Source organism: Streptacidiphilus sp. MAP5-3, from assembly GCF_041262505.1.
Lineage (GTDB): Bacteria > Actinomycetota > Actinomycetes > Streptomycetales > Streptomycetaceae > Streptacidiphilus.
The window spans coordinates 52107-66118 of record NZ_JBGCCL010000037.1; the positions used below are offsets into that span (position 1 = coordinate 52107).

Consider the following 14012-nt stretch of genomic DNA (forward strand, 5'->3'; position numbering starts at 1 on the left):
CATCGCTAATTAACTTCACGACCCGGCCCGGAGGGACTCGCGGTGGAGACCTACAGCGACCAGTACATCAACGGCGGCTGGACCCCCTCCCGCGGCGGGGGCGCGATCACCGTGCTGAACCCCGCCACTGAGGAGCCGCTGGCCACCGTCCCCGCGGGGACCGCCGAGGACGTGGACGCGGCCGTCGCCGCCGCACGAGCGGCTGCGCGGACGTGGGGGGCGACGGACAAGGAGACCCGGCTCGGCCACCTGACCGCGATCAGGGACGGGCTCGCCGCCCGTCAGGGCGAGATCGCCGCGACCGTGACCGCCGAGCTCGGCTCACCCATCGGGTTCGCGACCGCCGTGCAGGCCGGGCTGCCGCTCGGCGTCGCCGGCAGCTACCTGTCGACCCTCGCCGACTTCGAGTTCAGCGAGCGCGTCGGCAACTCCACCGTCTACGCCGAGCCCGCGGGCGTCGTCGCGGCGATCACGCCGTGGAACTACCCGCTGCACCAGATCGTCGCCAAGGTCGTCCCCGCGCTCGCCGCCGGCTGCACCGTGGTGCTCAAGCCCGCCGAGGACACCCCGCTCGTGGCACGGCTCTTCGCGCAGATCGTGCACGAGGCCGGGCTGCCCGCCGGGGTCTTCAACCTGGTGACCGGCGTCGGCACCGTCGCGGGCGCCGCGCTCGCCGCGCACCCGGACGTGGACCTGGTCTCCTTCACCGGGTCGACCGCCGTCGGGCGGTCCATCGCCGAGCAGGCCGGGCGCGGCATCAAGCGCGTCGCGCTGGAGCTCGGCGGCAAGTCCGCCAACGTCGTGCTGCCGGGCGCGGACCTGGTCCGCGCAGTCAACGTCAACGTCGGCAACGTCTTCGCCAACTCCGGCCAGACGTGCAGCGCGTGGACCCGGCTGCTGGTCCACCAGGACCAGTACGAGGAGGCCGTGGCCGTCGCCGCCAAGGCCGCCGCCAAGTACGTGCCGGGCGACCCGACCGACGAGGCGACCCGGCTCGGGCCGGTCGTCAACGCCAAGCAGCGCGAGCGGGTGCGCGGCTACATCCAGGCCGGCCTGGACGCCGGTGCGCGGCTGGTCGCGGGCGGCACCGACGCGCCGGAGGGCTGCGACCGCGGCTTCTACGTGCGGCCGACCGTACTCGCGGACGTCACCCCGGAGATGACGGTGGCTCAGGAGGAGATCTTCGGCCCGGTGCTGTGCATCCTCCCCTACCGCGACGAGGAGCACGCGCTGGAGCTGGCCAACGGCACCCAGTACGGCCTGGCCGGCGGCGTCTGGGCGGCCGACGAGGAGACGGCGGTCGCCTTCGCCCGCCGGATGGACACCGGGCAGATCGACATCAACGGGGGCCGGTTCAACCCGCTTGCCCCCTTCGGTGGTTACAAGGGCTCCGGCGTCGGCCGCGAGCTCGGCAGGCACGGTCTGACGGAGTTCCTGCAGACCAAGTCCCTGCAGTTCTGAGCGTCCCTGCAGTTCTGAGCCACCGCACTCCCAGGCCCACCCCTTACACACGAGAGGCTGTTCCCGTGACGACGACCGTCCGCGCCGCCCTGCTCCCCGCCGTGGGCGCCCCGCTGGAGCTGACCGAGATCGAGCTGCCCGAGCCCGGTCCGGGCCAGGTCCGGGTCCGCCTCGCGGCGGCGGGCGTGTGCCACTCCGACCTGTCCCTCTCCAACGGGACGCTGCGCGCGGCGACGCCGGTCGTGCTCGGGCACGAGGGCGCGGGGACGGTCGTCGCCGTCGGCGAGGGCGTGACCAAGGCCCGCGCCGGCGACTCCGTGGTGCTCAACTGGGCCCCGGCATGCGGACACTGCCACCTGTGCGAGATCGGCGAGCCGTGGCTCTGCGAGAACTCGTACGCCGCCTCGGTGGAGACCTACGCCGCCCTGAAGGACGGCACCGGCGTCTTCCCGGGGCTCGGCGTCGCCGCCTTCGCCGAGGAGACGCTGGTCGGTGAGAACGCGATCATCCCGCTGCCGGAGGGCGTGCCGCTGACCTCGGCCGCGCTGCTGGGCTGCGCGGTGCTGACCGGGTACGGCGCGGTCCACAACGCCGCGCGGGTGCGGCAGGGCGAGTCCGCGGTGGTGTTCGGGCTCGGCGGCGTCGGCCTGGCCGTACTGCAGGCGCTGCGGATCGCGGGGGCCGGACCGATCGTGGCCGTGGACGTGACGCCGGAGAAGGAGGAGCTGGCGCGCCGTCACGGCGCGACCGAGTTCCTGCTCGCCGACGAGCAGACCGCCAAGGCGGTCCGCAAGCTCACCGGCGGGCACGGAGCGGACCACGCCTTCGAGTGCGTCGGGCGCGGAGCGACGATCCGCACGGCCTGGAACTCGACGCGTCGGGGCGGGCGGACGACGGTGGTGGGCATCGGCGGCAAGGACGACCAGGTCTCCTTCTCGGCGCTGGAGGTCTTCCACTTCGCCCGGACGCTGACCGCCTGCGTCTACGGCAACGGCGTGCCCGAGCGCGACGTGCCGGTGCTCGCCGAGCACGTCCGCGCCGGCCGGCTGGACCTGGAGGCGCTGATCACCGACCGGATCACGCTGGACGAGATCCCGGCCGCCTTCGACCGGATGCGCGAGGGCAAGGGCGGACGGTCCCTGGTCGTGTTCTGAGCGCGGGGCCCGGACGTTGATCATCTTCTCGGTCGGGCCGCTCGGCCCGGTAGAGTGGTGCGGTTGCCTGACCGCCGATGGACCTGAGGAACGACGTGAGCACCGACTCCCCCGCCACCGCTGCCCACGTCCTCACGGAGGCCTCGCGTCGCCGCACCTTCGCGGTGATCTCGCACCCTGACGCCGGTAAGTCCACGCTGACCGAGGCGCTCGCGCTGCACGCGCAGGCGATCACCTCGGCCGGCGCGGTGCACGGCAAGGGCGGGCGACGCGGCGTCACCTCCGACTGGATGGAGCTGGAGCGCGACCGCGGCATCTCGGTCACCTCCGCCGCCCTGCAGTTCGGCCACCGCGACCACGTGATGAACCTGGTCGACACCCCCGGTCACGCCGACTTCTCCGAGGACACCTACCGCGTCCTCTCGGCCGTCGACTGCGCGATCATGCTGGTCGACGCGGCCAAGGGTCTGGAGGAGCAGACGCGCAAGCTCTTCTCCGTCTGCCGCCACCGCGGCGTCCCGGTGATCACCTTCATCAACAAGTGGGACCGCCGCGGTCGCGAGGCGCTGGAGCTGCTGGACGACATCCAGAACATCCTGGAGATCACCCCCGTCCCGCAGGTCTGGCCGGTGGGCAACGCGGGCAACTTCCGCGGCCTGGTCGAGGCGGGCGACACCGAGCAGTTCCTGAAGTACACCCGCGTCCCCGGCGGCACCCACGAGGCAGCGGAGGAGCGGATGGACGCCGCCGCGGCCGAGGCCGTCGAGGGCGACCTGTGGCCGACCGCGCTGGAGGAGCTGGAGCTCGCGCTCGACTCCGGCCCGGGCTGGGACCCGCAGGCCTTCCGCGAGGGCAAGATCACCCCGGTCTTCTTCGGCTCCGCGCTCACCAACATCGGTGTCCGGCTGCTGCTCGACGCCGTCGTGGACCTGGCCCCCTCCCCCGACGCGCGGGAGATGGCCAACGGCGACCACCGCGCGGTCGAGGACGCGTTCTCCGGCGTGGTCTTCAAGATCCAAGCCAACATGGACCCGGCGCACCGCGACCGGATCGCCTTCGTGCGCGTCTGCTCCGGTGTCTTCGAGCGCGGCATGAACGTCACCCGCGCCGCCAGCGGCCGTTCGCTGGCCACCAAGTACGCGCACACCGTCTTCGGCGCGGAGCGCACCGTCGCCGACACCTGCTACCCGGGCGACGTGGTCGGCCTGATCAACGCGACCGCGCTGCGCGTCGGCGACACCCTCTTCGTCGGCAAGAAGGCCGAGTTCCCGCCGCTGCCCGCGTTCGCGCCGGAGCACTTCGCGGTGGCGCGGCCGAAGGACATCAGCCGGTCCAAGCAGTTCCGCAAGGGCATCTCGCAGCTGGACGAGGAGGGCGTGGTCCAGGTGCTGGTCTCGGACCGACGCGGCGACCAGGCACCCGTCCTGGCCGCCGTCGGTCCGATGCAGTTCGACGTCGTCGTGCACCGGATGGAGCACGAGTTCTCGTCGCCGATCTCGCTGGACCGGTTGCCCTACTCCGTCGCCCGCGTCACCGACGCCGAGGGCGCGGCGGTGCTGGACCGCTCCCGTCTGGTCACCGGCGAGCCGCTGACCCGCCGCAGCGACAACGCGATGCTGGCGCTCTTCGGCGACAAGTGGCAGCTCAACAGCTTCGTCCGGGGCAACCCGGACGTGAAGCTGGAGACGCTGATCGCCACGGCGGACTGAGCAAGGCGCACAGCGGCAGATTCACCGCCGCGCGAGGAACCCCTCGACGGCCTTGACGAACTCCTCCGGGCCATCGATCCACGGGTTGTGGCCGGAGCCCGGCTGCACCACCAGCTCGCCACGCGGGAAGATCTGGGCGACCCGCGCCGCGGCCGACGGGCGCGGGGAGGGGTCGAGTTCGCCCGCCAGCACCAAGACGGGCATGTCCAGCCGGGACAGCGTCGCGCGGACGGCCTCGGCGTCGTCGAAGGCGCCGGGGCTGAGGTAGCCGTCGGCCGCCTCTTCCTCGAACAGCTCCGCCACCAGGGCGGCGTGGGCCTGGGCGGCGGCGTCCCAACGGCCGTAGACGAGACGGTCGAGCAGCGACCAGTCGGCGTCGGACGCCGCGCCGGTCATGGCCCGCTCGAAGGCGGCGAGCACCTCGGGGTACCAGGGCTCGCCGCTGCGCAGCGGCAGTGCCTCGCGGCGCTGTTCGACCGGGAAGTCGATCCCCGCCGCCCGTGCCCGGGCGGTCACCAGCACCAGCGACCGCACCCGCTGCGGGTGGCGGGCGGCGTAGTGGAGCGCGAGGTCGCCCGCGGCCGAGTGGGCGAGCAGGTCGACGCGCTCCTCGGCCAGCCGCTCGCGCAACGCCTCGACGTCGGCGACCTGCCGGTCGACGCGGTAGCTCGCCTTGTCGGCGGGCTTCGCGGAGGCGCCCGTCCCGCGCAGGTCCAGCCGCACCAGCGTGCGGTGGGCGGCGAGGCCACCGAGATCGCCGAGGTAGCCGGAGGCGGTCATCGGGCCGCCCGGGAGGCAGACCAGCGGTTCGCCGCTGCCCTCCCGATGAAAGACGAGGCGGGTTCCGTCCGGGGCCAGGAAGCTGTCCGAGGGCACGCTATCCGAGGGCAAGAAGGCGGTCATCTGGCGATGATGCCCTGCGCCTGCGGCGGACGCCACGGATTACTTCCCCGGCACGGATTACTCCCCGGCACGACTTACTTCCCCGGCACGACCTTGGCCAGGGCCTCCTCGGTGCGGCCGACGACCGTGGTGCCGTCGTCGGCGGTGATGATCGGACGCTGGATCAGCACCGGGTGCTCCGCCAGGGCGGCGATCCACCTGCCGCGCGACTCCGCGTCCCGGGGCCAGGCCTGACGGTCCTTCATACCCAGCTGCTTGGCCACCGCCTCGTCGGTGCGGGTGATGTCCCACGGCTCCAGCGCCAGCCGCCCCAGCACCACCTCCAGCTCGGCCGCGGTCGGCGGCTCCTCCAGGTAGCGGCGCACGGTGTACTCCGCCCCGGCCTCGTCGAGCAGGTCGACGGCGACGCGGCACTTGCTGCAGCGGGGGTTGATCCAGATCTCCATACGGCCAGCGTAGGCCGTGCCCTGGGCCGTGCTCCGGGCCGTGCGGGAACACGTCCCGGGCCGGGAGGGTTGGCCTGGGAAAGAGCGTCGCGCAACGAAGGAGCCGCAGATGTCCGTGGTCGTCACCGCCGTGGTCCACCCGAAGCCGGGCAAGCTGGAGGAGGCGCTCGCCGCGTACGCGCGCCATGTCGACTCCGTGCACGCCGAGCCCGGCTGCGAGCTCTACGCCCTGCACACCGACGGCACCTCGATCGTGGTGGTGGAGAAGTGGGCCACCCGCGCCCACCTCGACGCACACGCCGCCGGCGCGGTCCTCGCCGAGCTGGGCCCGGAGCTCGACGCGCTGCGCGAGCGACCCGCCGACGTGACCGTGCTGGAACCGCGTCCGGCCGGGACCGACGCCACCGGCAAGGGCGCGCTGTAGCGTTCCTGTATGAACATGAAAGTGGTCCTGTTCGGCGCCTCGGGGATGGTCGGACAGGGCGTGCTGCGCGAGTGCCTGCGGGACGAGCGGGTGCGTGAGGTCGTCGCCGTGGTCCGCAGGCCGCTCACGCCGGTCGATGCGCCGGGGATCACGGACGGCGCCGAGAAGCTGACCGAGGTCGTGCACGACGACTTCACCGACTTCTCCGCGCTGCACGACCACTTCGAGCACGCCGCGGCCTGCTTCTTCTGCCTCGGCGTCTCCAGCGTGGGCCAGAACGCGGAGACCTACCGGCGGATCACGTACGACTTCACCATGGCCGCAGCGCGCGAACTCGCCTTTGCCAGCCCCGGGTTGACCTTCACCTACGTCTCCGGGGAGGGCACCGACGCCACCGAGCGCGGCCGGGTGGCCTGGGCGCGGGTGAAGGGCGCCACCGAGAACGCGCTGCTGGCGCAGGAGGGGCTGGTCACCTACCTGTTCCGGCCCGGCTGGATCCAGCCGATGCACGGCGAGCGGGCGAAGACCGGCTGGTACCGGGCCGCCTACGCGGCCTTCCGGCCCGCCTACCCGCTGCTCTCCCGGCTGGCGCCGAGGCATGTCACCACGACGGAGAACCTGGGCCGCGCCATGCTCGCCGTCGTGGACCTGCACGGCACCGGTCCGCGCGTGCTCGCCAGCCCCGAGATCAACGAGCTCGCCGCCGGAGCGGAGCCCGAGGCGCACGGCTGACGGCCCCGGCTGGCGACGAGCTCCGGCCGCGTCACCCCGAGGAGGTGAACTGGCGGCTCAGCCGCAGCATCTGGGCCGGGGTGGTGTGCGGGAGGTACGCCTTGCCGATGGCGGTCCCGATCGCGGGCAGTTGGGCCGGGTCCGGGTACGACATGTAGAGCGGCAGGTACTCGGGCTGGAACTTGGCCTTGAAGGCGAGCAGCGAACGGAAGCCGTAGACCGGCTCCAGCGCCTTCCCCGCGATGTCGAGGACGCGTTGGAGCGGCACGGCCTGCTCGCCCCGGTCGATCCGGGCCAGCGGCGCGCCGGAGAGGCTCAGGAACTCCGCGCCCTCCTCCTTGAACTGCAGTGCCGCGCTGGCGATCAGGAACTCCATCACGCCGCGGAAGCCCTCGCCGCTGCGGCGCATGAAGTCGAGGGTCCAGCCGACGGGCTGCCCCTCCCGGTAGCAGGGCAGCCAGCTGGTGATGCCGTGCAGCGTTCCGTCCGCGTCCACCGCCACCAGGATCCGCACGCGCGGGTCGTCCAGCTCGTCCAGGCCGCCGAGGGTGAAGCCCATCTCGGGCAGGCCCTTGTCCGCCACCCACTCCTCCGACAGTGCCCGCACCTGCTCCTGGACGGAGAGCGGGGCGGTGGGCCAGGTGTGCCAGTGGGCGGTGATCCCGGCCTTGCCCGCCTTGTTGAGCGCGGTCCTGACGTCCTGCCACTTCTTGCCGGTGAAGGCGAGGTCGGGCAGCCGCAGCAGGGTGTCCTCGGCCACCTGGACGGCGGACCAGCCGAGCGCGTCCGAGCGCTGCCTCATCTCGCCGGTGATGCTGTAGAAGCAGGGCGACCAGCCCTGCTCGTCACAGAAGCTGCTGAATCCCGCCACCGCCGCCCGGCGGGCGTCCGGCTCACCGTAGGGGTCGCCCGTGGTGAGCGCGATGGAACCGACGACCCGGTAGGCGACGGCGGCCCGGCCGTCCTCGCTGATCCAGTACTCGTTGCCGGGCCAGGTGGTCATGTAGGAGAGGGTCGAGCCGCCGTTCTCCAGCAGCAGCGCCCCCGCCTCGGCCGAGTGGTCCTCCTTCCGCCGTGCGCCCGCCCGCCAGAAGGCCACGAAGAGACCGCCGAGCACGATCAGCCAGAAGACCGGCCCGGTCAGCTCGTACAGCGCCTTGGCCCAGCCGCTCACCGGGACGAACGCGTAGAGGGAGGTGCCGAAGAGGATCAGATAGCTGTCCGGGAGCAGGCGTTTGGGGTAGTCGACGAGCATCTGGTGGAAGGTCGGCACCGGACTGAACTCGTTGCGGGCGTCGTAGCCGAACTTGACGTAGGTCGCGCCGATGACCACGAAGGCCAGCACGGCGATGGTCCAGAAGGTCAGTGCCGTCTCCTTCTCCGCGCGCAGGCGGAAGTGGCACCGGGTGAGCGCCAGCACCGCCAGGATCACGACCGGGACCAACAACAGCCCGACGGAGTAGATGGTCACCCCGGTGACCAGGCCGGGCTGGGTGGTCGGGTCGTTCACCAGTTGGGACCGGGTGAGCAGGAAGAAGCGCAGCGTCGCGGCGAAGATGCCGACCTCGAAGAGCGCTGCCGCCCACCAGGCCATCCGCCGCCCGCGCCAGAGTCCGAGCGCGATCACCGCAAGGATCAGCACCGGCACGAACAGCGTCACCACCGCCACGCTGTTGTTGAGCAGGTAGTCGGCACGTAGGGAAAGACAGGCCCTGCTCCCCGCGCCCGCTCCGGCGCAGGCGTCGGTGACCTCCCCGGCGGACAGGTTGGAGGGGATGAAGAGCTCCTCGTAGATCGCCAGCGGGCCGCCCTGCGAGCCGGTGATCAAGCTGATCGCGGGTCCGATCGCGGAGGTGGCCGCGAGCAGCGCCACCAGGACTCTGGTCTCCGCGTGGGAGGAGGGCAGCAGCCGGACGCCGCGCAGCGACCGCCGCTTGCCGAGCAGCAGCGCGCCGCCGACGAGGCCGACGAAGGCCGCGCCCGCCCGCATGATGTCGAGCACGTCGCCCGCGTAGAAGAGGAAGAGCAGCGTCATGGTGATCAGCAGCAGTCGGGTGCGGCGGCGCCACAGCGCGGTCAGTTGAGCGCTGAGGGCCAGTCCGACGCCGGTCAGCCCGACGCTCGCACCGACCGAGAGACTGATCGCGAGGTGGTGGCCGAGATCCGCGACCGAACTCTCCAGCCACGGGTCACCCGCAGCCGCCCCGGCCTCGATCGCCGCGATCCCGAGCAGGGCGCCGAGCACCTGCGAGGCGAGGAGGAACGCCCCCGCCTTGACGGCGCCGAGGCGTCGCTCCGCCGGGAGCAGCGTGGCCAGCGCCAGCGCGGTGGTGATGAGGTACGGGGCCAGCCCCGGCTCCCAGAGGCCGTAGCTGAACAGGGTCCACCACCTGCCCTGCGTCAGGCTGGTGGTGCCGGCCCCGACATGCCGCAGCAGCGAGTCGGACGGGCCGTGGACGACACTGCCCGTCACGAGGCCGACCACCCAGAACGCGGCCAGGAAGACCGCCGTCAGCGGGGCCTTGGCCAGCACCCTGGGAACCACGGCCGCCGCGACGAGCCAGCGCCGCAGGTTCCCGGCGAGCCGGTGCAACGGGTTCGCGAGGGCGGCCGGCGCCTCCTCGGTGTCGGCGGTGGTCTGCGCTTGCGAGGTCATGAGCTCAGTCCGTCCTGCTGGGCGATCCAGGGCAGTTCGTCGGCGAGTCCGGTCTTCCACACGGCCCAGTCGTGGCCGCCGGGCACGGTCTTGTAGACCACGTGCATTCCGGCCTTCTGGCAGGCCGCGTAGACCCTGCGCTGCTGCGGCCCGAACTCGGCGTCGCCGTCGCCGGCCAGGACGACCCCGGCGGTGTCCGGGAACTGCCTGCGCGCCATCACATGCAGCGGGTCGGCGGTGTTGAAGGCGGCCTCGTCGCCGCCGAAGGCCTGGTTCACCGTCTTGGCGTGGTTGCCGAGCGTGGGCTCGTCCTGGCCGGACATGTCCAGGAACGAGCCGTACACCGCCGGCGCGTTGACCGCGAGCTGCAGCGCGCAGGTGCCGCCGAAGGAGAGGCCGCCGACGGTCCAGGCGGTGCGGCCGGCGCCGACCTGGAGATTGGCGGTGACCCAGGTCGGCACGTCCTTGGCCAGGTAGGTCTGCGCCTTGGCGATCTTCGAGTCCATGCAGAGCGTGTTGTCGAACGGCGAGCCGATCGGGTCCGCGACGACGACCACCGGCGCCAGCCCCCGGTGGCCGGCGGCGTACGCGTCCATGGTCTGCTGCAGCTGACCACCGCCCAGCCAGTCCTCCGGACCACCGGGCTGCCCGGCCATCAGCACCAGCACGGGCAGCAGCGGCCGGACCTTGGTGCTGTAGGCGGGAGGCGTCCACACGATCGCGTCGCGCGCGGTGAAGCCGGAGACGGCGCCGGGGATCCTGGCCGTGGAGAGGCGGCCCTTGGCCGGCATGTCGGCCGGTGGGTGCCACACCTCGGCGATGGTCCTGCCGGCCGGGACGTGCAGCACCGCCTCCTTGGCGCCCACCGCCAGCGCGTCCGGCTGGGTCTGCCAGGGTCCGGGCAACGTGCTCAACGTCGGGTACTGCTGGAACTGCTGGTTGACCCTGTTCCCGGCGAAGGCGACCACCAGCAGGCAGGCGACCAGTGCCAGCACCCGGCCGCCCCAGCGCAGGAACGGCAGTCGGAAGAGGAAGAGCAGCACCGCCAGCACGCAGACGCCGACCCATACCGCCGACTGGGTGGGCAACCCGTCGGGGAAGGGCTGCCACCAGTCGTCGACCCAGACCACGATCAGCACCGAGCACCCGGCCGCCAGCACCAGGACCAGCGGCAGCCAGCGCAGCCACCAGCTCCGACGCCGGGAGAGCAGCAACCATGCCAGCGACGCCACGCCCAACACGGCCAGCACGGCGGGGAGCCATCCGGACAGCAGCGACCAGTCCCCTGGGCCACCCGCGAGCTGGTTCCCCCGGACGGGCATGCGCCGCCACCTCTCGTGGTCTCTCACGATCTCTGGTTCCTCAGGCGATTCCAGAGCAGATCACCGGTGGCCGCATGTTGATCTTCACTCTGTCGGAAGGATCGGGCCCTGAAGATCGCGCCAGGACGCCGAAGGCCCCCGGCCGGGGGAGCCGGGGGCCTTCAGAAGCAGGTGCGGACCGTCAGTCCACCGGCGCGTAGAACGCGCGGAGCTTGCCGACGCCCGGTTCGAGGCCCTTCCAGAAGGACGGCACGTCGATCACGGCGATCGCCGAGGTCGGGAAGCCGGTGGCGCGCAGGTGGCCGAGGGTGTCCTCCTCGAACTCGCCGGAGAGGATCTCCGCCAGGCCCTGCACGCCCGGGTTGTGGGCGACCAGCAGCACCGTCCGGACGTCCTCCGGCAGCTCCTGCAGCACCTCGATCAGCTGACCCGGGGCGGCCTCGTAGAGCCGGTCCTCGTACACCGTGCGCGGGCGCTCCGGCAGCTCGTGGGCGAAGAGCTTCCAGGTCTCCCGGGCGCGCGCGGCGGTCGAGCAGAGGGCCAGGTCGGGGACGATGCCCGCAACGGCCAGCCAGCGGCCGGCGTTGGGGGCGTCCTTACGTCCACGGTCGGCCAGCGGCCGCTCGTGGTCGGCCACCCCCGAGGGCCAGTCGGCCTTGGCGTGGCGGAGGACGATGATCGTGCGGGACGTGTCGACGCTCATGTCTGTCAGCTTCGCAGAAAGCGGACGAAGCGGCAGGAGCTCACCCGAAGTTCGCGCCGATGGTGGCGATGATCGCGATGACCACCATGATCAGGCCGATCAGGCCGAACATCTGGAGGAGCTTCTTGTTGCCACCGGTGGGATTCGGTTCAAGAACAGGCATGGCAGGAAGTCTGCCACTCACCTCTCGTCCTCGATCTGCCGGGGTCGTCCTGCGGCGAGTCCGACGAACAGCTGGACCGTCATCAGCACCGCGAGCAGGATCAACGCCTGGTGCCAGCCGTGCTCACGCTGGTACAGCACGCCGATCACCACCGGACCCGGCACCGAGATCAGGTAGCCGACGCCCTGGACGAACGCGGAGAGCCGGGCCACGCCCTCGCTGGTCCCGGAACGCAGGCCGATCATCGTGAGCACCAGCGGGAAGGCGCAGTTGGCGATGCCGAGCAGCAGCGCCCAGGCGTACGGCGCGGCGGCCGGGGCGAAGCCGAGGCCCGCGTAGGCGGCGAGCCCGCAGACCGCGAGGACGGCCGCGATCGGGCCCTGGTGCGGGATCCGCGTCGCCAGCGAGGGGATCACGAAGGAGAGCGGAGCGCCGACGGCCATCGTGACGGCGAGCAGCACGCCCGACTGCGTCGCGGAGATCCCGGCGTCCTGGAAGATCTGCGGCAGCCAGCCCATGGTGACGTAGGCCGCGGTCGCCTGCAGACCGAAGAAGACGCCGAGCAGCCACGCGGTGCGGCTGCGGGTGATCCGGATCGTGGCCGTGCCGGCGGCCGGGGCGCCCGCTCCGTCGCGGCGCAGCGTCGCCGCCTGGAACAGCCACAGCGCCAGCGCGACCGCGGCCGCCAGCGCCCAGACACCGAGCCCGACCCGCCAGCCCCCGCCCAGCGCGGTGGTCAGCGGCACCGCCAGCGCCGCCGCCACGGAGGTGCCGAGGGCCAGCGACATCGAGTAGAGGCCGGTGACCGGCCCGAGCCGGTCCGGGAAGTACCGCTTGACCAGCACCGGCATCAGCACGTTCGACACCGCGATGCCTGCCAGGGCGAGCGCGCTGAGCAGCAGGAACACCCCGCTGTTCGGGGCGAACGAGCGGGCGACGATCCCGAGCGTCACGGCCGCCATGCCCAGGCAGACCGTCACCGCCGGACCGAGCCGCCGAGCCAGCTTGGGCGCCAGCAGCCCGAACAGCGCGAAGCAGAGCGACGGCAGGGCCGTCACCAGACCGGCCACCCCGGCGCTCATGTGCAGGCTGCTCCGCACCGTGTCCAGCTGCGGCCCGAGCGCAGCGACGGCGGGGCGCAGGTTGAACGCGGCGAGGGCGAGCGCGAGCGCCAGCAACCAGCGCGCCTTGACGTGCACGGGCGCGAGGGTTCGCGGGGCTGAAACAGAAGATCGCGGGGCTGAGACAGAAGATTCGGCGTCGGGCAACGCCGGAGCGGCGGTCTGGTCGGCAGGCATGGCTGGATCATACAATGATGGGATGAATCCGGGGAGCGGTTTTACTCCCCTCCCGAACGCGGGATGATGTTCCGCACTCAGAACCAGCCGACAGGAGCGACATGGCACTGACCTCGCCCCGGCGCGAGCCGCTGGCCGACCAGGTGATCGCGCAGTTGCGCAGCCAGATCACCTCGGGTGAGTGGCCCGTGGGCTCCCGCATCCCCACCGAGGCCGAACTGGTGGAACGCCTCGGCGTCGCCCGCAACACCGTCCGCGAGGCGGTCCGGGCACTGGCCCACAACGGCCTGCTCGACATTCGCCAGGGCTCGGGCACGTACGTGCTCGCCACCAGCGAGCTCGCCGGCGTCATGCACCGGCGCTTCGCGGACGCGGACAAGGCGGAGATCACCGAACTCCGCCAGGCGCTGGAGGCGTCCGCGGCACGGCTCGCGGCTTCCCGCCGCACCGCGCAGGATCTCCGGCTGCTGGAGACGGCACTGAGGCGGCGTGAGGACGCCTGGCGCTCCGGCGACGTGGAGGCTTTCGTCCTCAACGACGCCGCGTTCCACCAGGCGGTGACGGCGGCGGCCCACAACGAGGTCCTCTCCGCGCTCTACGCCGACCTCGGCGAGGTGATGCGGGAGGAGCTGCGCTCGGTCGTGGGACCGGTCCTGGACGAGAGCCGGTACATCAGCCACGACGGCATTCTCGACGCGATCCGCGCCGGCGACGGCGACACGGCGGCAGCGGAGGCCGCGTCAGCGCTGCAGTCGTGCCGGTAGGCACGAAGGGGCGCGGGGCTCTGCCGACATGCGGCTCCGCCGCGTGGGCGCGAGCAACCACCCTGCGCGGATGACCCTGACCGTTGAGGACCATCCGCATGCCGGTGGCTTGTCGCGCAGTTCCCCGCGCCCCTTGGTAGTGCAGCTATCTGCGGCAGCACGGGCACGGCTTGTCGCGCCCGCGCGGCGGAGCCGCAAATCGGCAGAGCCCCGCGCCCCTTGGTAGTGCAGCTACCTGCGGCAGCACGGGCACGGCTTGTCGCGCCCACGCGGCGGA

Annotated in this window: 13 protein-coding genes; 6 read left to right on the top strand and 7 right to left on the bottom strand. The window is 72.2% G+C overall.

Annotation, left to right across the window (positions count from 1 at the left end; translation table 11 throughout):
- Positions 1 to 42 precede the first annotated feature (42 nt).
- From ABH928_RS33190 to ABH928_RS33200, 3 genes are all read left to right on the top strand, one after another.
- Positions 43 to 1461 carry an aldehyde dehydrogenase family protein gene (locus ABH928_RS33190; RefSeq protein ID WP_370072410.1) on the top strand — a complete coding sequence of 473 codons (1419 nt, stop codon included), beginning with the start codon at positions 43 to 45 and terminating at the stop codon, positions 1459 to 1461.
- 65 nt (positions 1462 to 1526) lie between these two features.
- A complete protein-coding gene (locus tag ABH928_RS33195) occupies positions 1527 to 2615 on the top strand; it encodes a Zn-dependent alcohol dehydrogenase (RefSeq protein ID WP_370072411.1) in 1089 nt (362 codons plus the stop codon).
- A 95-nt stretch (positions 2616 to 2710) separates the two neighbouring features.
- Positions 2711 to 4324 carry a peptide chain release factor 3 gene (locus tag ABH928_RS33200; protein WP_370072412.1) on the top strand — a complete coding sequence of 538 codons (1614 nt, stop codon included), beginning with the start codon at positions 2711 to 2713 and terminating at the stop codon, positions 4322 to 4324.
- A gap of 21 nt (positions 4325 to 4345) precedes the next feature.
- On the opposite strand, the gene ABH928_RS33205 is transcribed toward ABH928_RS33200, so the two are convergent.
- Both ABH928_RS33205 and ABH928_RS33210 read right to left on the bottom strand, forming a co-directional pair.
- Positions 4346 to 5227: an alpha/beta fold hydrolase gene (locus ABH928_RS33205; protein ID WP_370072413.1), complete on the bottom strand. Its 882-nt coding sequence runs from the start codon at positions 5225 to 5227 to the stop codon at positions 4346 to 4348.
- A 74-nt stretch (positions 5228 to 5301) separates the two neighbouring features.
- Entirely contained in the window at positions 5302 to 5673 is a 372-nt protein-coding gene (locus tag ABH928_RS33210) for an arsenate reductase family protein (RefSeq protein ID WP_370072414.1), read from the bottom strand.
- Between the two features lie 109 nt (positions 5674 to 5782).
- Between ABH928_RS33210 and ABH928_RS33215 the strand changes: the two genes are divergently transcribed.
- Together ABH928_RS33215 and ABH928_RS33220 are read left to right on the top strand one after the other, a co-directional pair.
- Positions 5783 to 6097, top strand: a complete 315-nt coding sequence (locus ABH928_RS33215) for a putative quinol monooxygenase (protein WP_370072415.1) — start codon at positions 5783 to 5785, stop codon at positions 6095 to 6097.
- 9 nt (positions 6098 to 6106) lie between these two features.
- On the top strand, positions 6107 to 6829 hold the full coding sequence (locus tag ABH928_RS33220) for an epimerase (protein WP_370072416.1): 723 nt from the start codon (positions 6107 to 6109) through the stop codon (positions 6827 to 6829).
- A 31-nt stretch (positions 6830 to 6860) separates the two neighbouring features.
- Here the strand turns inward: ABH928_RS33220 and ABH928_RS33225 are convergent, their stop codons facing one another.
- From ABH928_RS33225 to ABH928_RS33245, 5 genes are all read right to left on the bottom strand, one after another.
- Positions 6861 to 9485, bottom strand: coding sequence for a bifunctional lysylphosphatidylglycerol flippase/synthetase MprF (locus ABH928_RS33225; RefSeq protein WP_370072417.1), 2625 nt, complete (start codon positions 9483 to 9485; stop codon positions 6861 to 6863).
- Positions 9482 to 10807, bottom strand: coding sequence for an alpha/beta hydrolase (locus ABH928_RS33230; RefSeq protein WP_370072418.1), 1326 nt, complete (start codon positions 10805 to 10807; stop codon positions 9482 to 9484). The genes ABH928_RS33225 and ABH928_RS33230 overlap by 4 nt, the downstream gene beginning before the upstream one ends.
- Before the next feature lie 181 nt (positions 10808 to 10988).
- Positions 10989 to 11510 (bottom strand): histidine phosphatase family protein, encoded by a 522-nt coding sequence (locus tag ABH928_RS33235; protein ID WP_370072419.1) that lies wholly within the window; start codon positions 11508 to 11510, stop codon positions 10989 to 10991.
- A gap of 40 nt (positions 11511 to 11550) precedes the next feature.
- Complete coding sequence (locus ABH928_RS33240) at positions 11551 to 11673, bottom strand: SGM_5486 family transporter-associated protein (RefSeq protein WP_268926978.1); 123 nt, start codon at positions 11671 to 11673, stop codon at positions 11551 to 11553.
- 17 nt (positions 11674 to 11690) lie between these two features.
- Positions 11691 to 12971 carry a CynX/NimT family MFS transporter gene (locus tag ABH928_RS33245; protein WP_370072420.1) on the bottom strand — a complete coding sequence of 427 codons (1281 nt, stop codon included), beginning with the start codon at positions 12969 to 12971 and terminating at the stop codon, positions 11691 to 11693.
- 101 nt (positions 12972 to 13072) lie between these two features.
- On the opposite strand from ABH928_RS33245, the gene ABH928_RS33250 reads away from it, so the two are divergent.
- On the top strand, positions 13073 to 13735 hold the full coding sequence (locus ABH928_RS33250; protein WP_370072421.1) for a FadR/GntR family transcriptional regulator: 663 nt from the start codon (positions 13073 to 13075) through the stop codon (positions 13733 to 13735).
- Positions 13736 to 14012 lie beyond the last annotated feature (277 nt).